Annotated in this window: 20 protein-coding genes; 6 read left to right on the plus strand and 14 right to left on the minus strand. The window is 66.0% G+C overall.

The features are described 5' to 3' along the window. Nucleotides 1–6 precede the first annotated feature (6 nt). The 3 genes from N825_RS12575 to N825_RS12585 form a co-directional block, all read right to left on the minus strand. Entirely contained in the window at nucleotides 7–537 is a 531-nt protein-coding gene (locus N825_RS12575) for a hypothetical protein (protein WP_051512237.1), read from the minus strand. A gap of 547 nt (nucleotides 538–1,084) precedes the next feature. After that, a complete protein-coding gene (locus tag N825_RS12580) occupies nucleotides 1,085–1,321 on the minus strand; it encodes a DUF4170 domain-containing protein (protein WP_037451970.1) in 237 nt (78 codons plus the stop codon). Between the two features lie 214 nt (nucleotides 1,322–1,535). Next, nucleotides 1,536–2,726: a glycosyltransferase gene (locus N825_RS12585; RefSeq protein WP_037451973.1), complete on the minus strand. Its 1,191-nt coding sequence runs from the start codon at nucleotides 2,724–2,726 to the stop codon at nucleotides 1,536–1,538. A gap of 234 nt (nucleotides 2,727–2,960) precedes the next feature. On the opposite strand from N825_RS12585, the gene N825_RS12590 reads away from it, so the two are divergent. Next, nucleotides 2,961–3,416, plus strand: a complete 456-nt coding sequence (locus tag N825_RS12590) for a c-type cytochrome (protein ID WP_037451975.1) — start codon at nucleotides 2,961–2,963, stop codon at nucleotides 3,414–3,416. Nucleotides 3,417–3,464: 48 nt separating this feature from the next. Here N825_RS12590 and N825_RS12595 read toward each other — a convergent pair whose 3' ends face one another. Further along, nucleotides 3,465–4,154, minus strand: coding sequence for a cytochrome b/b6 domain-containing protein (locus N825_RS12595; protein ID WP_037452415.1), 690 nt, complete (start codon nucleotides 4,152–4,154; stop codon nucleotides 3,465–3,467). 378 nt (nucleotides 4,155–4,532) lie between these two features. Between N825_RS12595 and N825_RS12600 the strand changes: the two genes are divergently transcribed. Continuing rightward, entirely contained in the window at nucleotides 4,533–5,342 is an 810-nt protein-coding gene (locus N825_RS12600) for a PhyR family response regulator anti-anti-sigma factor (RefSeq protein ID WP_245613094.1), read from the plus strand. A 15-nt stretch (nucleotides 5,343–5,357) separates the two neighbouring features. Here N825_RS12600 and N825_RS12605 read toward each other — a convergent pair whose 3' ends face one another. The 5 genes from N825_RS12605 to N825_RS12625 all read right to left on the minus strand — a co-directional run bounded on the left by N825_RS12605 (nucleotide 5,358) and on the right by N825_RS12625 (nucleotide 12,347). Then, entirely contained in the window at nucleotides 5,358–5,717 is a 360-nt protein-coding gene (locus N825_RS12605) for a NifB/NifX family molybdenum-iron cluster-binding protein (protein ID WP_037451979.1), read from the minus strand. Between the two features lie 129 nt (nucleotides 5,718–5,846). Continuing rightward, nucleotides 5,847–7,982: a methylmalonyl-CoA mutase gene (gene scpA / locus N825_RS12610; protein WP_037451981.1), complete on the minus strand. Its 2,136-nt coding sequence runs from the start codon at nucleotides 7,980–7,982 to the stop codon at nucleotides 5,847–5,849. 206 nt (nucleotides 7,983–8,188) lie between these two features. After that, on the minus strand, nucleotides 8,189–8,779 hold the full coding sequence (locus tag N825_RS12615) for a biotin transporter BioY (RefSeq protein ID WP_051512319.1): 591 nt from the start codon (nucleotides 8,777–8,779) through the stop codon (nucleotides 8,189–8,191). Nucleotides 8,780–8,815: 36 nt separating this feature from the next. Beyond that, nucleotides 8,816–10,801, minus strand: coding sequence for an acetyl-CoA carboxylase biotin carboxylase subunit (locus N825_RS12620; RefSeq protein WP_037452420.1), 1,986 nt, complete (start codon nucleotides 10,799–10,801; stop codon nucleotides 8,816–8,818). 13 nt (nucleotides 10,802–10,814) lie between these two features. Then, entirely contained in the window at nucleotides 10,815–12,347 is a 1,533-nt protein-coding gene (locus N825_RS12625; RefSeq protein ID WP_037451984.1) for an acyl-CoA carboxylase subunit beta, read from the minus strand. A 264-nt stretch (nucleotides 12,348–12,611) separates the two neighbouring features. On the opposite strand from N825_RS12625, the gene N825_RS12630 reads away from it, so the two are divergent. After that, nucleotides 12,612–14,099 (plus strand): helix-turn-helix domain-containing protein, encoded by a 1,488-nt coding sequence (locus N825_RS12630; protein WP_051512239.1) that lies wholly within the window; start codon nucleotides 12,612–12,614, stop codon nucleotides 14,097–14,099. A gap of 85 nt (nucleotides 14,100–14,184) precedes the next feature. On the opposite strand, the gene N825_RS12635 is transcribed toward N825_RS12630, so the two are convergent. Beyond that, nucleotides 14,185–14,925, minus strand: a complete 741-nt coding sequence (locus N825_RS12635) for a terminase small subunit (RefSeq protein ID WP_037451987.1) — start codon at nucleotides 14,923–14,925, stop codon at nucleotides 14,185–14,187. A gap of 368 nt (nucleotides 14,926–15,293) precedes the next feature. On the opposite strand from N825_RS12635, the gene N825_RS37880 reads away from it, so the two are divergent. Further along, nucleotides 15,294–15,737, plus strand: coding sequence for a HigA family addiction module antitoxin (locus tag N825_RS37880; protein ID WP_084164688.1), 444 nt, complete (start codon nucleotides 15,294–15,296; stop codon nucleotides 15,735–15,737). Here N825_RS37880 and cowN read toward each other — a convergent pair. Next, nucleotides 15,656–15,964 carry a N(2)-fixation sustaining protein CowN gene (cowN, locus tag N825_RS12645; RefSeq protein WP_037451990.1) on the minus strand — a complete coding sequence of 103 codons (309 nt, stop codon included), beginning with the start codon at nucleotides 15,962–15,964 and terminating at the stop codon, nucleotides 15,656–15,658. The two genes, N825_RS37880 and cowN, sit on opposite strands and share 82 nt — an antisense overlap. A gap of 151 nt (nucleotides 15,965–16,115) precedes the next feature. Continuing rightward, complete coding sequence (locus N825_RS12650; RefSeq protein ID WP_198038307.1) at nucleotides 16,116–16,838, minus strand: PAS domain-containing transcriptional regulator; 723 nt, start codon at nucleotides 16,836–16,838, stop codon at nucleotides 16,116–16,118. 349 nt (nucleotides 16,839–17,187) lie between these two features. Between N825_RS12650 and N825_RS12655 the strand changes: the two genes are divergently transcribed. Both N825_RS12655 and N825_RS12660 read left to right on the plus strand, forming a co-directional pair. Continuing rightward, nucleotides 17,188–19,449: an anthranilate synthase gene (locus tag N825_RS12655; RefSeq protein WP_051512240.1), complete on the plus strand. Its 2,262-nt coding sequence runs from the start codon at nucleotides 17,188–17,190 to the stop codon at nucleotides 19,447–19,449. 149 nt (nucleotides 19,450–19,598) lie between these two features. Next, nucleotides 19,599–20,957, plus strand: a complete 1,359-nt coding sequence (locus N825_RS12660; RefSeq protein ID WP_051512242.1) for a hypothetical protein — start codon at nucleotides 19,599–19,601, stop codon at nucleotides 20,955–20,957. On the opposite strand, the gene N825_RS12665 is transcribed toward N825_RS12660, so the two are convergent. Beyond that, nucleotides 20,954–22,408 (minus strand): TrkH family potassium uptake protein, encoded by a 1,455-nt coding sequence (locus N825_RS12665; RefSeq protein WP_037451997.1) that lies wholly within the window; start codon nucleotides 22,406–22,408, stop codon nucleotides 20,954–20,956. The genes N825_RS12660 and N825_RS12665 overlap by 4 nt on opposite strands. 150 nt (nucleotides 22,409–22,558) lie before the next feature. Then, nucleotides 22,559–23,032, minus strand: a complete 474-nt coding sequence (locus tag N825_RS12670) for a hypothetical protein (RefSeq protein ID WP_037452000.1) — start codon at nucleotides 23,030–23,032, stop codon at nucleotides 22,559–22,561. Between the last annotated feature and the right edge of the window lie 12 nt (nucleotides 23,033–23,044).

The following is a 23,044-nucleotide window of genomic DNA, read 5'->3' on the forward strand; positions in this document are numbered from 1 at the left end:
CTGGACCTACTTGCCCATGTAATCGTCGATCTCCGTCTGCTGCATGACGTGGGTGGTGCCATGGATGATGCCGTTGGCGACTTGCATGATCTTGTGAAGCATCTCGACCGAGGTCGAGCACTCGAAACGCAGGCGGTCGGTGTCGGCCGCCGCGATTGCCGCTTCCATGCGATCGAGGGTGAACAGGATCACCGCGTCCAACTGCGCGATGGTGGCCTCGAACGGTGACCGGAACTTGTTCGGGACATGATCGTAGGCTTCGATCGCCAGCTTCTTCTCGGAGAATCCACTATCCTGGAAGTGATGCTGATAGGATTTCGGGTGCCACATGCGGCAGTCCTCGACCATGTCGGGCATGTCCGGAACCATCTCGATCAGCATGACGATCTCGTTGAAATGGTTCAGGTAGTCGGTCGCGAGCAGCGTCTTCGAGGAAATGTTGGCATCCCGCACGCGATCGCGCCACGCCAGGAAGTCCTGCAATTCGTGGTCCGGTATGCCTTGGAGGATCTGGGCTTCGCTATCTTGATCAGACATTTGGCGCTATCCGGCTCACCAGAGGCAAAAATGAAAGCTGCAAAATGAAGCAACTTCACACGCGTAAGATGACTAAAATCCCGACAAGTTCGATATGCTATCGCATCGACGCCAACGAAAACCATCGGCAATGATGTCGAGGCACATAGTCAAAATGTCCGACCCGTCATATTCGGCGACAGCGAAAAAAGCCGCCGTCGGGTGATGGTCCCGCACGGCGGCATTCGAGTGCCTGGCGGTACAGGGAGGAAGCCCACCATTGCCCGAGGAACAGGCACGTTCCACATCGGTTCCCGAGGTATCCGCCGTTCGCTCCCATGGCTCGACGACGCGACAGGCGAGCAAGCTACCGGCATGAAGGCTTTCCCCCGGGCGAAGACACCCTGACAAAAAGAAAGCGGGGTGTGCCACCAGTCGCCTGGAACCACACCCCGATAGTCGGGAACACTTGCCTCACCCTCAGCTAGGGTGCGTTAACCTTATTCCGGAAAACATTACAGACTGGTTAACAAACCTAAACCACAACAGAGGCCGGCGATCTCCAAGGTCAGCTGGGTTGCGCCTCATTCGTCGGATCAAGGAAGCGGTGCATGTGGACGATGAAGTACCGCATATGGGCGTCATCGATCGTCGCGGCCGCGGCGCCCCGCCAAGCCTTGTAAGCTTCCGCGTAGTTCGGGAAAATGCCGACGATATGAAGTTTGGTCGGATCGACGAACTCGGTCGAAGCCGGGCTGACCAACTGTCCACCAAAAACCAAATGAAGCAACTGCTTGTTGGGCACCGAAAGCCTCCTCTACTCTGATCCGGAGAGCGATACGGTCCAGTGGTTCCATGCCGGCCGCGTCATCACCGCCCGAATCGCCCTGGCACCGTTATCCGCCCGCACACGGGCTATAGCATGGCCGAAGTCCCGATGCCCGCCTATACCAAACATGTTGCGTCGCAGCGAAGGAGGTGCGGCGACATGCCGCGACGCACAAACCCATGACCCGAGATCAGCCTCGGGACATGGTGTGGGTGCGCGCCGGTATCGCGAAGGCGCGCCCTTCGAGAACGGCGTCGAGCCGCGTCAATCCCGCCTCCCACGAGTGGGTTGCCAGGATGCGCGCGCGGGCGGCGCGCCCAACCGACGGGCCGAGCGTCGGATGCAGTGCCGCCAGCACGGCATGGCCGAAGTCCGTCGCTCCTTCGGCGAGCCAAAGGTCGCGCTCGACCCGCTCGCGCGCGTCGCCCAACGCGGCGGGAGCGGCGACCACCGGCCGAGCCATCGCCATCGCCTCCAGCACCAACCGCGATTTGGGCGTCCCTTGGGGAGCGACCACCACCGAGGCGTGGGCGATCCAAGGTCGAATGTCGCGCACCCCCGTCGCGAGTGTCACTCCCGGGCAGGTCGCCGGGTAACGCATCGCCGGAGTCGGTTCGCCCGAAGTCAGGATCAACCGGCAATCCGGCGCCACAGCCCTGACGCGGGGCAAAACTTCCCGCGCGAACCACTTGGCCGCGTCCGCGTCGGCTTGGCTGTCGAGGGGGCCCGCCATCAGGATCGACCGACCACCGTATGGCAAGGGAGCGGCATGCTGGCCGTCATTGGGCGCGAAGCGCACGGTGTCGATGCCATCGGGAACATGGTGGATCCGACCGGCGATCTCGGGAAACATCTCGCGGAGGGTAGCCACCGCGCGGGCCGAGTTCAGCAGGCTGGCGTCCCACGGCGCCAGCCGATGCTGGTCCAGCAGCAGCATCGCCCTCAGTTCGCGTATCTGCAGCCACCGCCAGATCGCCAGACTGGGCCGCTTCAGGTCGATCGCCGGCGCCAATTCCTGATCGCCGTCGATATCGGCCCGGTCGAGCACCCGGCGGGCGGGAAAGTCGGGCCGCATCAGCGCGTAGGGCGCCATGGCCGCGCAGAGCGCCAGGACACGGGTCGGCCGCCGCTCATTCCAGATTCTCTCAACCCAGGCCGACAGGCCTGCGTCCTGGCCCAATCGCGAGGGTCGCCCAAGACCAAGCAGGCCAGCGGCTCCCTTCCCCCGCGTCACCGGGGCATCGCAGCGCGCGAAGAAGGCGCCATGGCAGAACTGGCGCACGAAACCTTCACGCCGTCGATCGATCGAGTCGTCCGCGAAGCAGCCGAGATGGACCCGGTAGGTCCCGGATAAGTGACGCAGAATGCGCCAGGCGCGCATGGAAGCGCCCGTGCTGGCCGGATGGGGGACCGTGGGAGTGAGCAGCAAAAGGTCTCGCATTTCGGTGGGATAACCCGCCGGTCCCCAGCATGGTTCCGGACAGGTAACGAACACTTTCGGGCATGTCGCGAACCACTCGCAAGAAGGGATCTGGAACACCTCGTTGACAACTGTCGCGGGTCTCGAAATTCTCCGCGCGACGGAAAGAACATCACGATGCGGCGAGTGAGAAACATGCGGAAAAACGGTTTCACCACCCTGGCGACCCTGGCTGGAGCGCTCCTGATCGGCACGGCGGCGCTGTCCGGCGGTGTCAACGCGTCGGACGACCCCTTGAAGACCCGCAAGGAAGGTTTCGAGGCCAACAAGAAGGCCATGGGCGCCATCAAGAAGATCTTCGAGGACGGCGCCGATCTCGGTGGCATCGCCGCCCCGGCGCAGGCGATGGCGGACTTCGCGAAGCGGGTGCCCGCGCTGTTCCCTCCTGGATCGGACAAGGGAGAGACCAAGGCGAAGCCGGCGATCTGGACGAACAACGCGGACTTCACGGCCAAGGCGGGAGCTTTCGAGGCCGAAACGGCCAAGCTGGTTCAACTGGTCGGCTCGGGCGACAAATCCGCCGTGCAGAAGCAGTTCGGCGCCGTCGGCGGAACCTGCAAGGCGTGCCACGACAGCTACCGCTCCGAATGACGCAGGGGCCTCGGGCTTGGCGTTGGGGTGAACACACCAGCGCCCTGCTCAGGCCGCCTTGATCAGGGCAAAGACCAATCCCACAGCCATGGCGGCGACAAGCGCCGCCCAGACGAGGCTGGCTTGGCGAGGGGCTTCGACCGTGACACCGGGTGGCACGGCCTTCACCCCCGTCACCATCGGCCTGATCAGGTTTTGCCCACGCAGCTTGAGATAGGCGACGATCACGCCGACATGGATCAGGATCATGACCGCGATCAGGTTGAAGAGCAGCCGGTGAATGGTGCTCGACAGCTTGACGGTCGAACCGGCGACATGGGCCACGAGAGGACCGTCGACCAGGATGTCGTCGCTGGTGAAGAGGCCGGTGCCAGCCTGAACCAGCAGGACGGTCAACAGAGCCGCGACCATCCATCCTCCGAGGGGATTGTGCCCGAGCACCGGATGAGCCCCTGGCCCCACGGCGCGAAGCTCCCGCAGATGGCGCAACGCCGCCGCCGGACCCTTGAGGAAGTCGCCGAAGCGGGCGGTCTGGCTGCCCACGACACCCCACGTGACACGGAACAGCAGCAGGATCAGGATGACGTATCCGCTGGCGAAATGAACGCGCGTCAGACCGAGTTCCGCCGTCGCCCAGGAGGTCGCCACCGCGGCGACGAGCGTCCAGTGGAAGAGACGGACCGGCACGTCCCAGACGGTCACGGTGCGGATCCCGCCGACGTTATCATTCACATTCATGATGGCTCCCATCAACGACGATGCCTGCGCGGTGTTCCCCATCCGTGCCACGGGGACACGCTCGGATGAGTACTGCCGCCACCCCATCTTCGGGACGATTATAAACGGAAGGAAAGACACGGCATGGGCGAACGGCAGCGGCGAATCGCCTCTCCAAAGAAGGCACCCGCGCGGCATATCCCGAAAGACTTACCCACGGGGCCGGCCTAGACCATCAACCGCCGAACTACTCTTTGTGCTTATTCAAAAGTCAGAGCCCGGACTACACTCGCGTACTCGGCTTGAATTCGTTCCACGCGCGGGATAAACAGACATCATCCCTTCAAGGAACGGAAGGGGACCTGCGGAGGACATATGGAAGCGCAAGCCCGGAGACTGATGGCTCAGTTGCCGTACATGCGACGCTACGGGCGCGCGCTCACCGGCTCCACGTCGCGCGGCGACGATTTGGTCACGCGCGCGATGGAGGACGCCTTGGGCGACCCCGTGACCTTTCGTCTGGACGCCGACGAGGAAGTCGCCACCCGGCGCCGGCTTTACGCGCTGCTCAACACGCTGTTCGACGCCCCCACGGGCGGCGCGGGCGGCAAGACGGCGGCGACCGAGGCCGGCCACCCGATGGAGGCCGCGCTCGGGACCTTGCCGGAACTGGAGCGCCGCGTCTTCCTGCTGGTCAGCCTCGAGGAGCTGCCGACCAGCCAGGCGGCCGACGTGCTGGACCTGCCGGTGGAACAGATCCGCGAGGCGCTGGGCCGGGCCCAGAACGCCATGCGCGAGCAGCTGGTCGCCAACATCCTGATCGTCGAGGACGACGCCATCATCGCCTATGACCTGACCGAGACGGTCCTGGCGATGGGTCACAAGGTCTGCGGCACCGCCGCGACGATGGAGGAGGCGCTGGCCGCCGCCGCCGCCAACCAGCCCAGCTTGGCCCTGATGGACCTGCGGCTGGCCCATGGCGGCAGCGGCATCACGACCGCCCAGGCGCTGCGCGAATCCCGGGCGCTGCCGATCATCTTCGTCACCGCTTTCGCCGAGGAACTGAAGCAGCGCGGCTTGGACTATCTGGGGCCGGTGATCAAGAAGCCGTTCACCCGCGAGCAGATCGAGCGCGCCATCACCCAGGCGGTCTTCACCCCGAGGCCCGGCGACGCGCCCCCCACCCTGGCTGGCCGCACCGTCGGATAACCTCCCCATCGGATTTCAGTGCTCGTGGTCGCACTGATCCGGCAAGGGAGCTGGAGCGGGCAGTGTCCCAGCGAATAAGCCCTTGATCGCCGCGATCGGGTCCGTTTCCGACGTCAGGACGGCCTGGATGCCGCGCCCGGCGCATTTCCGGATGAACTTTTCCCGAGCGTTGCCGGTGATGACCACGGTGACCGCGTCCAGCGGATGCGGCCCATCGCTCTCGAACACGTGGAAGATCTGGTCTTCCGCCAGTCGGATATCCTCCACCCTGACCGGCTCGGCGCTCGCTTCCGCCTCGTAGACGAGGAAGCTGCGGCAGCGGCCGGCATGGGCGGTGACGGTTTCCAGGTCAAGGCTGGTCAAGGCGATACGCATACGTGGACACTCCAACGACGGCGATTACACCTCACCGTAGCGAGTCCTGGCGGCGGCATCCTTGAGATGCCGCAATCGCCGGGCCAGCGGGCCGATTTGCCGCGGCCCGGCCCTCCCCTCCCTCGCCCCCTACTGGCTGATGATGCCCAGGATCTCGTGGGCCGCCTTGGGGATGTTGGTGCCTGGGCCGTAGATCGCCGCGACGCCTGACTTGAGCAGGAAGTCGTAGTCCTGCGGCGGGATAACGCCGCCACACACCACCACGATGTCGTCCGAACCGGCCTTCCGCAGTTCCTCGATCAGCGACGGGACCAGCGTCTTGTGGCCGGCGGCCTGGCTGGAGACGCCGATGACGTGGACGTCGTTCTCGATCGCCTGCCGGGCGGCCTCGTCCGGGGTTTGGAACAGGGGACCGACATCGACGTCGAACCCGATATCGGCGAAGGCGGTGGCGATCACCTTGGCGCCGCGGTCGTGACCGTCCTGGCCCATCTTGACCACCAGCATCCGGGGACGACGGCCCTCCTTCTCGGCGAAGTCCTTGACCTCCGTCTGGATGCTGGCGAAGCCCGCGTCGCCCTCGTAGGCTGCGCCGTAGACGCCGCTGACCGAGCGGATCACCGCGCGATGGCGGGTAAACACCGCTTCCAGCGCGTCGGAAATCTCGCCAACCGTCGCCCGCGCCCGCGTCGCCTTGACCGCGAGGTCGAGCAGGTTGCCGGAGCCGTCCTTGGCCGCCGCGGTCAGCGCGTCGAGCGAAGCCCGCCACGCGGCCTCGTCGCGGCTGGCACGGATCGTCTTGAGACGGGCCACCTGCTGTTCGCGCACCGCCGTGTTGTCGATGTCGAGCACGTCGACCTTCTCAGGGTTGGCGACGCGGTATTTGTTGACGCCGACCACGACCTCCTCCGCCCGGTCGATGCGGGCCTGGCGCTTGGCGGCGGCCTCCTCGATCTTCAGCTTCGGCATGCCGCTCTCGACCGCGTGGGTCATGCCGCCCAACCCCTCGACCTCGTCGATCAGAGCCTGGGCGTGGCTGACCAGCGAGTTGGTCAGCGCCTCGATGTAGTAGGAGCCGCCCAAGGGATCGACCACGTTGGGAATGCCGGTCTCCTCGGCCACGATCAGCTGCGTGTTGCGCGCGATGCGGGCGGAGAACTGGGTCGGCAAGCCCAGCGCCTCGTCATAGGCGTTGGTGTGGAGCGACTGGGTACCGCCCAGCACGGCGGCCATCGCCTCCACCGTGGTGCGGATGATGTTGTTGTAGGGGTCCTGCTCGGTCAGCGACACGCCGGAGGTCTGGCAGTGGGTGCGGAGCGCCAGCGAGCGGGCGTCCTTCGGCTCGAAGTGCTTCTGCATCAGGCGCGCCCACAGCAGCCGCGCCGCGCGCAGCTTGGCGATCTCCATGAAGAAGTTCATGCCGATGGCGAAGAAGAACGACAGGCGGGGGGCGAACTGGTCGACCTTCAGGCCCTTGGACTTGGCGGCGCGGACATATTCCAGCCCGTCGGCCAGCGTGAAGGCCAATTCCTGGACGGCGGTCGCCCCGGCCTCCTGCATGTGATAGCCGCTGATCGAGATCGAGTTGAAGCGCGGCATGTAGAGCGCCGTGTATTCGATGATGTCTGCGACGATCCGCATGCTGGGCGCCGGCGGATAGATGTAGGTGTTGCGGACCATGAACTCTTTCAGGATGTCGTTCTGGATGGTCCCGGCCAGCTTGTCCTGGCTGACGCCCTGCTCCTCCGCCGCGACGATGTAGCCGGCCAGCACCGGCAGCACGGCGCCGTTCATGGTCATCGAAACGGTCATCTTGTCCAGCGGGATGTCCGCGAACAGGATCTTCATGTCCTCGACGCTGTCGATCGCCACACCGGCCTTGCCGACATCGCCGACGACGCGCGGATGGTCGCTGTCATAGCCGCGGTGGGTCGCCAGATCGAAGGCGACGGACAGGCCCATCTGCCCGGCGGCGAGGTTCTGCTTGTAGAACCTGTTGCTGTCCTCCGCCGTCGAGAAGCCGGCGTACTGCCGGATCGTCCAGGGCCGGTGGGTGTACATCGTGGCGCGGGGACCGCGGGTGTACGGCGCGAAGCCCGGCAGCGTGTCCAGTTCCAGCCCGGCGAGGTCATCGGCGGTGTAGAGCGGCTTGACGGGAATGCCTTCCGGCGTGTCCCACACCAACGTGTCCGGCGCGGCGCCGCCGGTGTCCTTGGTGGCGAGCGCGGTCCAGTCGGCCAGCGTCTTCTTGGGGAAATCGACCATGGGACAGTCCTCCGGAGGCGGTCTAAGCGTCTTGTTCGACGGAATTTCTTGCACGGTACACTAACAGATCGGCGGAGCGGTGGTCACCTGCGCCTGGAACGCCAGCCGCGCGCCGCGCGGGAATGACGCGGGGGTGCCGGGACTTGGGCCGAAACGGGAAACGGGCGCCCCCTAAATGGAGGCGCCCCATCACCCTGCCCGGCTGGTCAGGCGCGGTCGCGGGAGCGGCGGGCGACCACCGTCCAAGCCGCCTGCATCAGCGCGGCGCCCAGCGCCGTCTTCAGCAGGGTCGCGGCGTAGAACGGCGCCAGGCCGACCGCGATGGCCTTGTCGAAGCCGAACAGGACCGCCAGCCACGCGACGCCGGGGATGAACAGCAGGGCGTGCCCGATCGACATGGCGGCCACAGCCTTGACGGGGGTGCGGTCCCAGCTATGCTCGGCCAGCCAGCCGATCAGGCCAGCGGCCAGCACGAAGCCGACGAGATAGCCGGCGGTCGGGCCGGTCATGTAGGCGATGCCGGCGCCGGCCCCCGCCAGCACCGGCAGACCCATCGCGGCCTCGGCCAGATAGAGCAACACGGTCGCCATGGCGAGCCGGCTGCCGTAGGCCATGCCGAGCATCATCACCACGAGGCTCTGCAACGTCATCGGAACGGGCCAGAACGGCACCTGCGCCTTGGCGGACAGGGCCAGCAGCAGGCTACCGCCGATGGCGAACCCCGCAGCCTGGATGATGCCGCGACTGGGCGCCAGCGTGTTCAACAGGGTCGGGTGGGTCGGGGAGAACGACGTCATGTCGAGGACCTTCACTCAGGTGTTTGTCGTTGGCGGTCAGGCGAATTCGATGATAATCTGATCGACCGCGAGGCTGCTGCCCGGCGCCGCGTGGATCTTCTCGACCTTGCCGTCCTGTTCCGCGCGCAGCAGGTTTTCCATCTTCATGGCTTCGACCACCGCGAGCTCCTGGCCGGCCTTGACCTCCTGCCCGACCTCCACCGCGACGCGGGCCAGCAACCCCGGCATCGGCGACAGCAGGAACTTGGACATGTCGGGCGGCAGCTTGACCGGCATCAGGTCGGCGAGCTGAGCGGCCCGGGGCGTCAGCACCTGGGCCTTCATCTCGGCGCCGGCGTGGATCAGCCGGTAGCCGGTGCCGGCGCGGTCCAACTGGATCGATAGCGGACGGTAGTTGACGGTACCTGTCCACAGCGGCTGGCCGATCTCCCAGTCCGAGCGAACCTCGAACCGCTTGCCGCCGAACACCACGTCGTAGCCGTCGTCGACCGGGTCGACGGTGCAGGCGTGGTTGGTCCGCTCGGTCCGCACGACCCAGCAGCGTCCGACCGCGTGCCGGGCGCCGGACTGCTGACCACTGATCGTGCCTGCCCGCTCCTCGACCTGACGCTGGACGGAGGCGGCGACCGCCATCAGCCTTTCGTTGGTGTCGGTGTCGAGCGACAGCCCATGGAAGCCGTCGGGGAACTCCTCGGCGATGAAGTTCGTGGTCAGGCGGCCTTCGACGAACCGCGAGTGGTTCATCAGCGCCGACAGGAAGCTGATGTTGTGGGCGACGCCGCGGATCTGGAACTTGTCCAGCGCTTCCCGCATGTGGTGGATGGCGCTGTTGCGGTCGGCGCCCCGGCTGACCAGCTTGGCGATCATGGGGTCGTAGAACATGCTGATCTCGCCGCCGTCATAGACGCCGGTGTCGACACGGGTATGCGCGTCCTCGGCCGGCGGCACATAGCGGGTCAGGCGGCCGGTGGAGGGCAGGAATCCCCGGGTCGGGTCCTCGGCGTAAACGCGGGCCTCGATCGACCAGCCGCTCAGTTCGACGTCGCTTTGCTGGAGCTTCAGGCGCTCGCCGGCGGCGATGCGGATCATCTGCTCGACGAGATCCAGCCCCACGACCATCTCGGTGACCGGATGCTCGACCTGGAGCCGGGTGTTCATCTCGAGGAAGTAGAAGTTGCGGTTGGCGTCGACGATGAACTCGACCGTGCCGGCCGACTTGTATTCCACCGCCTTGGCCAGGGCCACCGCCTGCTCGCCCATCGCCTTACGGGTGGCGGGGTCGATGAAGGGGCTCGGTGCCTCCTCGATGACCTTCTGGTGGCGACGCTGGATCGAGCATTCGCGCTCGCCCAGGTACAGGGTGTTGCCGAAGGCGTCGCCCAGCACCTGGATCTCGATGTGGCGCGGCTGCTCGATGTACTTTTCGACGAAGACACGGTCGTCGGCGAAGCTGGAGCGCGCCTCGTTGGTGGCGGAGCGGAAGCCCTCGCGCGCCTGGTCGTCGTTCCAGGCGACCCGCATCCCCTTGCCGCCGCCGCCGGCCGACGCCTTGATCATCACCGGATAGCCGATGTCCTTGGCGATCCGGACCGCCTCCTCCTCGTCGGGGATGACACCCAGGTAGCCGGGAACCGTGCTGACGCCGGCGTCGCGCGCCAGTTTCTTCGACTCAATCTTGTCGCCCATGGCGCCGATGGCGCGGACGTCGGGACCGATGAAGGTGATGCCGTTGGCCTTCAGCGCCTCGCAGAACTCGGCCTTCTCGGACAGGAAGCCGTAGCCGGGATGAACGGCCTGCGCGCCGGTGCGTTTGCACGCCTCGATGATGCGGTCGGCGACCAGATAGCTCTGGGCGGAGGGCGCCGGTCCGATCAGAACCTTCTCGTCGGCCATCTCGACGTGGAGCGCCGCAGAGTCGGCCTCGGAGTAGACCGCGACGGTCTTGATGCCCATCCGGCGCGCGGTCTTGATGACGCGGCAGGCGATCTCACCACGGTTGGCGATCAAAATTTTGGTGAACATGGTGGTCACGCCTTCAGAGCGGGAGGTTGTCGTGCTTCTTCCAGGGATTCTCGAGCTGCTTATTCCTCAGCATGGCGAGAGCCTTGGAGACGCGGCGCCGGGTTCCGTGGGGCATGATCACGTCATCGACATAGCCGCGGCTGCCGGCGACGAACGGGGTGGCGAACTTCTGGCGGTATTCCTCGGTCCGCTGCTCGATCTTCTCCGGGTCGCCGATGTCCGACCGGAAGATGATCTCCACCGCGCCCTTCGGCCCCATGACCGCGATCTCGGCGGTCGGCCAGGCGTAGTTGACGTCGCCGCGCAGGTGCTTGGACGCCATGACGTCGTAGGCGCCACCGTACGCCTTGCGGGTGATGACGGTGACCTTGGGGACGGTCGCCTCGGCGTAGGCGAACAGCAGCTTGGCGCCGTGCTTGATGATGCCGTTGTATTCCTGCGCCGTGCCCGGCAGGAAGCCCGGAACGTCGACGAAGGTCACGATCGGGATGTTGAAGGCGTCGCAGAAGCGGACGAAGCGGGCGGCTTTGATGGCCGACTGGATGTCCAGGCAGCCGGCCAGCACCACCGGCTGGTTGGCGACGATGCCGACCGAGCCGCCATTGATCCGGGCGAATCCGGTGATGATGTTCTTGGCGTAATCGGGCTGGATCTCGAAGAAGTCGGCCTCGTCCGCGACCTTCAGGATCAGCTCCTTCATGTCGTAGGGCTTGTTCGGGTTGGCCGGAACCAGCGTGTCGAGCGAGAAGTCGTCGCGGTTGGTCGGGTCGGCGGTCACCCGGACGGGCGGCTTCTCGCGGTTGGACAGCGGCAGGAAATCGATGAAGCGGCGGGTCTGGAGCAGCGCCTCCACATCGTTCTCGAACGCCAGGTCGGCGACGCCCGACTTCGCGGTGTGGGTGACGGCGCCGCCCAGTTCCTCGGCCGTGACGATCTCGTGGGTCACGGTCTTGACCACGTCGGGACCCGTCACGAACATGTACGAGCTATCCTTCACCATGAAGATGAAGTCGGTCATGGCGGGGGAGTAGACGGCGCCGCCGGCGCAGGGGCCCATGATCAGCGAGATCTGCGGGACCACGCCCGACGCCATCACGTTGCGCTGGAACACCTCGGCGTAGCCGCCGAGCGAGGCGACACCCTCCTGGATGCGGGCGCCGCCGCTGTCGTTGAGGCCGATGACCGGAGCGCCGACCTTGAGCGCCTGATCCATCACCTTGCAAATCTTCTCGGCGTGGGCTTCCGACAGGGAACCGCCGAACACGGTGAAGTCCTGCGAGAACACGAAGACCAGCCGGCCGTTGACCGTGCCATGGCCGGTGACGACACCGTCGCCAGGCACCTTCTGCTCCTGCATGCCGAAGTCGGCGCACCGATGCTCGACGAACATGTCCCATTCCTCGAACGAGCCTTCGTCGAGCAACAGTTCCAGCCGTTCGCGCGCGGTCAGCTTGCCCTTGGCGTGCTGGCCCTCGATCCGCCGTTCGCCACCACCGGCCCGCGCCGCGGCGCGCATCTGTTCGAGCTTCGCAAGAACTTCCTGCATGATCAGTCGTTTCCCCCGTTCAACCGGCATTGGTGCCGCATGGGCCGGCGCGACACCGCACCGTGCGCCAAGCATACCCAGTTCCACGCCACCGCAAACCACGCGCCTTGATCCGCCCCGGCATCCGAAAGCGGCAGCGCACCTTATTTGCATCCTTGGCAGGGTTGCAATGTTTGTCCCGTAACAAAAGAGCGAACTTGCAAAAAGCTTCGCCGAACGAGATGATGAGACTGCGAAGTTTGCGAAGATCCGGCATAGATTAGCATGCAAAAGAAGCTTTTTCTCGGTTACAAGCTGCGCCGTCTGCGCGAACAGCGCGTTTTGACGCAGGCGGCACTTGCCAAAATGCTTGAATTGTCGCCGAGCTACCTGAATCAGATCGAAAACAATCAGCGTCCCTTGACACTGCCCGTGCTGCTACGAATCGCGACGATCTTCGAGATCGACCTCGCGACCTTCGTGGAGGACGAGGAGGCCCGGCTGGTCTCCGACCTGCGGGAGGCCCTTGCCGATCCCCTGTTCTCCGGCGGCGCCATCGCCATGTCGGAACTTCGCAACGCCGCCGCCGCCTCGCCCGAACTGGCGCGGCGCTCTCTGGTGCTGCACCAAGCCTACCAAAAACTGCAGGAGCGGGTGCAGTCGCTCGCCGAGACGCTGTCCAGCCACGAGCGCGGTCAGGCGCTGGCGGGACCGCAATTCCCCTATGAGGAGGTCCGCGACTACTTCCACTATTCCAATAACTATGTCGGCCCGCTGGACGAGGCCGCCGAGAGGCTGTCGGAGCAGGAGGGGTTCCGGGCCGCCGACATGCAGACCGACCTCATGGCCCATCTGAAGGCCCGCCACGATGTCCGGGTCAGGATCGTGGCCGACCATGACGGCGAGACCGCCATGCGCCGCTATGACGCGGCGAGCGGGACGCTCTATCTCTCGGCGCTGCTGAGCGGACCCAGCCGGGCCTTCCATCTGGCCAACCAGATCGCGCTGCTGGGCCAGAACGAAACGATCGAGCAGCTGATCGGCCAAGCCAATTTCACCACCGACGACGCGCGCTCGATCTGCCGCGTCGGGCTGGCGAACTATTTCGCCGGCGCGCTGGTGATGCCCTACCGGGCCTTCGCCGCGCAGGCGCGCGCGGTGCGCCATGACATCGAACAACTGCAAAGCCGCTTCGGCGTCAGCTTCGAGCAGGTTTGCCACCGGCTGAGCACGCTCCAGCGGCCGGGCGCCCGAGGAGTGCCGTTCTACTTCGTCCGCGTCGACATGGCCGGCAACATCACCAAACGGCACAGCGCCACCCGCTTCCACTTCGCCCGGTTCGGCGGCGCCTGCCCGCTGTGGAACGTCCACGAGGCCTTCGCCCAACCGGGAAAGATCCTGGTGCAGCTCGCCCGCATGCCGGACAACGTCGCCTATATCTGCGTGGCCCGCAGCGTCACCAAGCGGGCCGGCGCCTATCTCAAGCCCAGCCGCCAGTTCGCCATCGGGCTCGGCTGCGAGGCGGCCTATGCCAGCGAGGTGGTGTATTCGGCTGGGCTCGACATCAGCAACGCCGACGCCGCCGTGCCGATCGGCGTTAGCTGCCGCATCTGCGAGCGCGAGGACTGCCAGCAACGCGCGTTCCCGCCGATCGGCAGCCACCTGACGGTGGACGAGCACCACCGAAGCTTCGTCCCGTACCTGTTCACCCAGCCGGGTGAGGATGGCAAGAGGTTGGCACCGGGGCCGCAGGCGGAGGGCGTTGGGGGGTGAAGACGCCGCGACGAAAGGGCGGGAGTGCCACTCTCCGGCCGCCGTCCCCGGAGCGGCACCCCCGGGATCATGGCCGCTTATGTCATCATCCGTCATGACGTGACGGCCGTTGGGGCGGCTCCTGTGGCTGCTGCGGCCACCGGTTGGATGGCAGCAGGCGGAGGTGGTCGTCGAAATAGAGGTGCGCATCCTCTTGCCTGCGCAGGCGGGCGCGGATGTCGGGGTGGCGGGTCGTCAGCAGGTCGAGGCAGCGGCGCTGGTGCAGGTTGCGGGCGTTGACCGTCTTCCTGTGCGCCCTTTCAGGGTCGTCGGGAGCGGGTTCGACCGGGGCGGGGATGGCGGGCGGCATCGGCGGTTCGAACAGGGCTTCGGGCTCGGCGATGCTGGAAGTGGAGCCTGTCTCGACGCCATCGTCGGGTTCGGCGTCGAAGGCGGCGGCGCGGGCGTCGATCCCTTGGCCTTCCAGATCGCGCAACGTCGTGATGCGGTCGATGGCGCGCAGTGCCGCGAAGAAGTTCTGCTTCTCCATCGCGTCGAGCAGGATGCGCTTGGCGGCGGCCGCCAACTCGTCCAGTTCGGCCCGGCGGCGATGGTCCTCGGCGGCGGACAGTTCGACCACGCGGGCGGCGATGCCTGGGTCGCGCATCAGCCGCGATCCGGTCTGGCGCGCGCTGTTCCAGGCGTAGCCCGCCATCCGGGCGGCCCGCGCGAAGCTGGCGCCGGAGGCGACATGCCGGGCGAAGGCCTCGTGCCGGAGCGACAGCGGCGTGTAGCCGGTCGGGACGTCGATGGGATTGGGGGCGGCGGTGATTTGGGAGGACGACATGCGGGGGCTCCGGGAGCGGCTGGATTAGGCATGTTATCCTAATTCGTCTTGGGAACGCAATCCTTTCAAGGAATGCCGTCGGCTATCGGGCGATGCCTAGCCGGGCGTTGTCTTCGAAACAGTGGAGAAGGCTGCAACCCTACTTCCAAGCCCGCAGGGTAGCTGACTTGAAAATAGTCGCTCTTGCCCTTATAAATGCAGACGGCCTTTAGGACCACTCCAGTATAATGGATCCTGGGATCAAGTCCAAGGATGACGGTTTGTTGGTGTGACTATCTGCGGCAAAAATTCACGAGCCCTGTTAACTTACCCTCTCGTCATCCTCGGACTTGATCCGAGGATCCATTATACGGAAATATCGCATAAACATGTCGGCATACATAAGCAAGGATACGGACGTTACTCACCAAACGTCGAACGACGAGGCGCGGAGCATCTTACCGCCGATCCATCCCGGCGAAATCCTCCGGGAGGAATTTCTGGAGCCCCTGAAACTCTCCGCTTACAGTCTGGCCAAGGATATTGGCGTTCCACTCACCAGGGTCACCGCGATCTTGGATGGGAACAGAGCCATCACCGCCGACATCGCGTTGCGCCTGTCGCTATACTTCGACATGTCGGAAAGATTTTGGGTAAATCTTCAAGTCACTTACGACTTGCAGGTCACCAAGGATGCGCTGGGCGACCGCCTGGACTCGGAAGTCAGGCGACGCGAGGCGCCTGAACAGCCTCAGCAGCACTCCACCTCCAGCACGCGCAGCAGTCTCAAGCCTTCCTCGTCGCCATGTTCCTCGAATAGCTCGTCCAGGTAGCAGACATGGGAGCATAGCAAGCAGAGTTCGTCGGCCTTGCGGCTGTCCGGCTCAAGTTCGGCGTGGGCCAGCTTGATCTTGAAGGCTTCCCAGAACTTGTTGGTCTTGGCCGGATCGTCGATGTGGCGGCGGATCGCCTGGACCAGACGCAGGCTGTTACCGGCACAGTCGATGCCGGCGAAGCTGGTGTAGCGGTCGGTGACCGGTGTGGCGGTATCGTTGTCCATGGCTTGGCGTGTCCGGATAGGGGGTGCGGGCGTCAGGATTTGCTTGGGCACACCGAGATTGGAAGCGGCTCCTAACGAACCGCGCCACGGTCGCGCGAACGGCGTTGGCGCGGCGTGGACGTCAGGGTCCTCTTCCTCGAAGGTCCCGCATTCAAAGGCCCAGGCGTTGGCGGACCCGTTCCATGTGATTGCGCCCGACCGGGACGCGCGGCTTGTCCGGCGCGTCCATCACCAAAGCCGTCCTGCCATCCTCGCGGACCAGGGTGGTGGCGTGGTTCAGGCTGACGATGTAGCTGCGGTGGACGCGGATGAAGCGGCTGTCCTCCAGCCGTTCCTCCAGCTTCCGGAGCGATAGGCCGCAGAACAGCGGGCCAGCGGCGGTGACAACCGTGGTGTAGTGGCCGGCCGCCTCGAAATTGACAGCCTTGGTGGGGTCGAGCAGGAACACCCCGTCGTGGCGGGTGATCGGCACCTTCGCCAGCGCGGCGGTCGCGGGCGCCGGATCGGCGCCGGGTGTCGGCGAGGCTGGAACCGCCGCCCGCGGGTGATCGGTGGCGTCCGCGTCCCCGAGATCGAACAGGGCCATGGCCAGTCCCCCGCCCTCCTCCAGCGCCACGACGCGGACCAGGATGGTGCGGTCGGGCAGCGACACCAGGAGACTGGCGGGACCTTGTGCGGCGGACTCGAGAAGCCATTCCACCCTTTGGCGGACTTGCGGCGGATGAAGGTCCAGGATCGACCGACCCAGCAGCGGAGCCGGCTGGCGTCCCAGCAGGTGCCGGGCCAAGGCGTCGCAGGCGGTGATCCGCCAGGACGTGTCCAGCACCACGAGGCCCATGCCGAGTCTCTTGAGGCGATAGCTGAAACTTTGCAACGGGGGCTCCGGAGGACCGAGGAACTGATGGTCGTACCGCCCGCGGACCGGCGTGTCGATGTGGCACGCTGGCATGACCGCCGAAGCGGCCGAATCGGTCTTGACCGGCGCCGGGGCGGCGTGACATCGTCAAGTTCATGAACACCTTGATCGTCACAGCAGCGCAGCGTTGGTGGTGGCCCGTGTAACCGGGCGGCCAAACCACACGCGTTGACGATCTTCGGGATCGACATCGAGGCCGCCGCGGGTTCCGGGCGGCCTTCGTCTTTTCCGCGAGAAGACGTGGACACTCCGTTCGGTATCCGCCGCAGCTCCCCACCAGCCGGACAACCAAACGGACACCACGGCCATGGACCACCACCGAGACACCCTCGCCTATCGGACACGCGGCGGCATCCGGATCGAGCGCCGCCTGATCCAACAGCCCTACCAGGATGCCGTTGAGCCCCTGATCGACGCGCTGGAACGCTCGCGCGGCGCGCTGCTGTCATCCAGCTTCGACTATCCCGGACGCTATACCCGCTGGGACCTGGGCTTCGTCGATCCACCGGTGATGCTGACCGCCCGGGAGCGGACGATCAGCATCGAGGCTCTAAATCCGCGCGGAGGTGTGCTGGTCCGGGCGATCGGCGAGGCGCTGGAGGGGCATGACGCCTTGGAGCGTCTGCGGCGGGCGCCGGGATTGGCCGAGTGCCGCGTGAGGGTCGCGGAAGCGGGTTTCGCCGAGGAGGAGCGCAGCCGGCAGCCTTCGGTCTTCTCCGTGCTGAGGGCGATCTCCGACCTGTTCGGGTCGGATGAGGATCACACGCTCGGCCTGTACGGCGCGTTCGGCTACGACTTGGCCTTCCAGTTCGAGGCGATCCGCCAGCGGCTGGAGCGCGCCGACGACCAGCGCGACCTCGTCCTCTATCTGCCCGACGAGATCCTGGTGGTCGATCACCACAGCGCCAGCGCCACGATCCACCACTACGAGTTCACGGCTTCGGGCGAACGGACCCATGGGCTGGCGCGGGCCACGGCACCCGCCCGGTACGACGTGGCGGCGCCCGCCGGCCATGATGGCGTGACCGCCAGCGACCATGGGCCGGGCGAGTACGCCGCCGCCGTGGAACGGGCGCGCGAGGCCTTCAAGCGCGGTGACCTGTTCGAGGTGGTGCTGAGCCAGACCTTCTCCGAGCCATCGGCCAGTGGACCGGCCACATTGTTCCGCCGATTGAGGGCCGCCAACCCGTCGCCCTATGGGGCTTTGATCAACCTGGGCGAGGGTGAGTTCCTGGTGGCGGCGTCGCCGGAAATGTACGTGCGGGTGGAGGGGCGCCGGATCGAGACCTGTCCGATCTCCGGGACCATCGCGCGCGGCGCCGACGCGATCGGCGACGCGGCGCAGATCCTGACCCTGCTCAACTCGGCCAAGGACGCGTCGGAACTGACCATGTGCACCGACGTGGACCGCAACGACAAGTCCAGGATCTGCGAGCCCGGCTCGGTCCGGGTGATCGGCCGCCGGCAGGTCGAGCTGTATTCCAGGCTGATCCATACGGTCGATCATGTGGAAGGAACGCTGCGCGACGGCTTCGACGCGCTCGACGGCTTCCTCAGCCACACCTGGGCCGTGACGGTGACGGGTGCTCCCAAGCGGCATGCCATGAGCTTCGTCGAGGGCAACGAGAAGTCGCCGCGCCGTTGGTACGGTGGCGCCATCGGCTGCCTGACCTTCGACGGCGGCATGAACACCGGGCTGACGCTGCGAACGATCCGGCTGCGCCAGGGTGTCGCCGAGGTCAGGGTCGGCGCCACCCTGCTGTTCGACAGCGATCCGGAGGCGGAGGACGCGGAATGCCGCCTGAAGGGATCCGCCCTGTTCGCCGCGATCCGGCATGTCCCAGGCGATGGTCGCGCGGGCCTAGGAGAGGCGCCACGGCTTGGGGTCGGCAAGCGCGTCCTGCTGGTCGATCACGAGGATAGCTTCGTCCACACGCTGGGCGACTACTTCCGGCGGACCGGTGCCGAGGTGACGACACTGCGGCCGGATGCCGCTCGCGCGAGGCTGACCGAGATACGGCCGGAACTGCTGGTGCTCTCGCCTGGCCCCGGCCGGCCGGCCGATTTCGACATCGCGGCGACGCTCGACGCGGCGCTGGCGCGGGACGTGCCGGTCTTCGGCGTCTGTCTCGGCCTTCAGGGCATAGCGGAGTATTTCGGCGGACGCCTTGGGGTACTGGATCGGCCGATGCACGGAAAACCGTCGCGGGTGCGGCTGACGGGGAGTGGCCGTGCCGGCGGGCGGACGCTGGCGGGACTGCCAACCGAATTCACCGTCGGCCGCTATCATTCGTTGTTCGCGGAGACGTTGGCCTTGCCGGCCGATCTGGAGATCACCGCGCTGGCCGAGGATGGAGTCGTCATGGCGATCGAGCATCGCGACCTGCCGATCGCCGCCGTGCAGTTCCACCCGGAATCGATCATGTCGCTGGATGGTGAGGTCGGACCCGCGCTGATCGCCAGAGTTGTCGAATTCCTCGCCCACTCACCTATCGAACCCGATAAAAAGATTATCGATCAGTCCAGCGCTTGTAGACTAGAGGAAGTTTTGACCTATACACTCCGTTAGTTGACCAAGGCGTCCGCCGGAAGTGGACGGCGCCACTGGACGGTGCGTGGTCACCATGCCGGAGCAGCGGTCCCCGCGCGGGTCGGCCGACCGGCAACCGAGGGTATGGTCATGATTCAGCTGATCGAGCGGGCCAAGGCGTGAGCGGGATGAAGACTTCGGGAACCGACCTCAGGGAATTGGAAAAGCGGCTGCTGGACGTTCCAGCCGCGAAATTTTGGGAAATCGTCAAGTTGCTGGAGCAGGTCCAGGAGCGGCCGGAGGTTCGGAACACCCTGGCGACGATCCGGCCGCGCCTGACCCAGGTGCGCCCCCAGCGCAGGCCCAGCCTGACGCGGCTGATGTGCCTGCCGTTCGAGGATGTGCTGGAGGGCGGTGGCCGCAATGGATCGATCGGAGGGGTCCAGCGGCGCGTGATCATCCCAGTCTGGCGGCTGGTCGAGAACGACGTCGATCCGAAGTTGATGAACCTGCTTCAGCACAATCACGCGGCGCTGGATCCAACCGACTCCGCCGGCCAGCATGCCATCGGACGCCAGTTGTGGCGGGCGGCGGCGGAGGTGTTGACCCGCCGGCTGGAAACCCCCGACACCGAGGACGGTCAGGGGTTGGACGCCACGTTGCGCCGGGACATCGAGTCCGTCGTGCCTTTCCTCGACAGCGCGGAGACGATCGAGGAGTTGAAGACGTTGCTTCCGGAAAAGCCCATCGCCTATCTGTCGGCGACGGATATCGCGGTGATCGAGCGGCAGGTCGAGATTTCCGCGAGACGCGACCCGGCGAGGCCGCTCACCATCCTGCTGGCGGTGGCGGGACGGCTCGCCAATCCGGCGTCGCTGCTACAGCGGCTTGAGGACATGGACTTCGGCCGGCTGACGCGGGCCCAGAAGCCGCTGATCATCTCCAGGCTGGGCGCCATGGTGGTGCGGAACCTGGAGCAGCGGTCGCACAGGCTGGCCAGCGACGCGACTCTGGCCGCCCGGCCCGGCGACGCCGTCTCCTTGGCGGAGAACCTGGTCGATGGCTTGATCTCGGCCGGCAGCGCCCTGGATTCAGCCTATGACGACTCGGTGACGAGCCGGTTGCAGACCGTGCGCGGCGTGGTCCGCGGCATGATCCAGTCCAATGTCATCGACACGGCGCCGGCCCGCGTCCTGTCGGCCGTGCTGGAGATCGACGTTTCGGCCGAGCGGTCGCTCCAGGCGGAGGAGCACGCCCGCGCCTTGCGGCGGTGTACCCGGATTGCCGCACCGCTGGGGTTGGGCGGCATGGTCGAAAGCGCCTTGAAGATGATCGAGGAGGAGTTGGAGCGCGGCGCCGCCACCCTGATCGGCGACCTGGAGCGGCGCGGGGCGCCCGACGCGGAGGTCCGGCAAACCAGGGCTCGCCTGTCCGGGGCGATCCGGATGATGGAGCTGATCGGCGACCGCGGCCGCGCCGACGCCTTGGCGTCGCGCGGAGGCAGGCTTCTGGAAGGGCTTGGCACCGGCGCGATGGTGGCGCCCTAGCCGCGCCAGAAGTTCGGGTTCATCAGGACGAGCACGGTGAAGAACTCCAGCCGGCCCAGCAGCATGCCGGTGGTCAGGATCCATTTGGCGACATCCGGCAGCGTCGCGAAGTTGCCGACCGGTCCGATGATCGGACCCAAACCAGGGCCGACATTGGCCAGTGCCGTGGCGCTGCCCGACAGGGCCGTCAGCAGGTCCAGCCCCGCGGCACCCAGGGCGATCGTGAAGACCAGCAGGAACGCCATGAAGACGAAGCCGAAACTCATCACAGAGAGCATGATGTCGTTGTCGACCATCTTCTCGTTGTAGGTGACGGGATAGACGCGGTTCGGGCTGTAGAGCCGGACGAGTTGCTTCTTGAGCACCAGGAACAGGATCTCGAACCGGAAGATCTTGATGCCGCCGGCGGTCGATCCGGTACAGCCGCCGACCAGGGTCAGGACCAGGAAGGCCGCCAGTGCCAGCGGTCCCCAATCATTGTAGTCGGCCGACGCGAAGCCGGTGGTGGTGACGACCGAGACGACATTGAAGGTCGCCAGCCGGATGCCGTCGTACCAGCCGATGTCCTGCCGCACCGCCAGCCACAGACCCATCGCCACCGAGACGACCGCCAGGAATCCCAGGTACCAGCGAACCTGGGTATCGCGCCACAACGGCCGCGGATCGCCCTTGGCGAAGCTGAGGAAGCGGACGAAGGGCAGGCCACCGGCGATCATCGCCACCACCAGGACCCATTCGACGGCGTCGTTCCCCCAGGCGGTGATTGAAGGGTCGCGGGTCGAGAAGCCGCCGGTGGAGACCGCCGCCATGGCGTGGGTGATCGCGTCGAACATCGTCATGCCGCTGAGGCGGAGACCTGCGGTCGTCATGATGGTCAGGGTCAGGTAGACCCAGCCGAGCCAGATCGCGAGGTCGGACGCGCGCGCCACGACCTTGTCCGAGCGGTCCGACGACTCCGAGCGGAACAGCTGCATCCCGCCGACGCGCAGGAACGGCAGGATGGCGATGCCCATGGCGACGATGCCGATGCCGCCCAGCCATTGGGTCAGCGCCCGCCACAGCAGCAGTCCGGGCGGCAGCGTGTCGAGACCCGCGATCACGGTCGATCCGGTCGTGGTCAGGCCCGACATCGCCTCGAAATAGGCGTCGGTCAAGCTGAGCCCGATCTCCGAGAACATGAACGGAAGCGCCGAGAACAGGCAGACGATCACCCAGCTCAACGTGGTCAGCAGGAAGGTCTGCCGCAGGTTCAGCGTCAGGCGTGGCGACCAGTTGGTCAGCAGCATCAGCACGCCGAAGAACAGCGTCAGCGCCGAAGCCGTGCCGAAAACCCGCCAGTCGGCGCTGCCGACGGCGAGATCGGTCAGCATCGGCGCCAGCATCGCCACCGCGAGGATCGTCAGGAGGCTGCCGATCACGTAGAAGACGGGCCGGACATCGAGTGCGGCCATCAATTTCAGCTCTCCCGTGGATCGGCTGGTCGGTTGGGGTGTGTCGGTCGGGGGACGTCGATGGGGCTCGGCGCCAATCTCCTTTTAGACATCGGTCACGCCCATTGTAAACGTCAACCTGAGCCGGGACCCGGTCGACGAACGCGATCGTCAGTCCAGCACCCGCCGAAGCACCCAGGCGCGATCCTTGTAGGCGAGGTGGAGATCCTCCTGGCCGAGCAAACGCCCCATCTCACAGGCCAGTTCGTTGAGCAGGGCGCAAATCGCGTCGTCGTCGAGATCGCCGCTGTAGAGGGGCAAGGCCTCGCCGGTGAAGATCGCCACCGGCTCGCGGTCGCTGCCGGCGGAGCCCATGGTGCCTTCGACGCCTGGCCAGGCGTAGACCACCTCGCCCCGGGTGAACATGCCGGACAGGAACGGCTGGCCGGCGTCGGCCTTGCGCTTCATCCAGTCATGGGCGGCGCGGACGGCCTCCTCGATGTCGTAGATCCTGCCAGTCCGCTTCCAGCCCTCGCGCAGCCCCAGCGTGATCCGGAAATCGCGCCGCTCGCCAGCCGAGCCGGGAACCGTGGCGAATCGCCAGTCCTCCGCCGGAGACTCGTGCCGCCCTGCCCCGTCGGTCATTCCAGGTCGCCC

The organism is Skermanella stibiiresistens SB22, assembly GCF_000576635.1.
Classification (GTDB): domain Bacteria; phylum Pseudomonadota; class Alphaproteobacteria; order Azospirillales; family Azospirillaceae; genus Skermanella; species Skermanella stibiiresistens.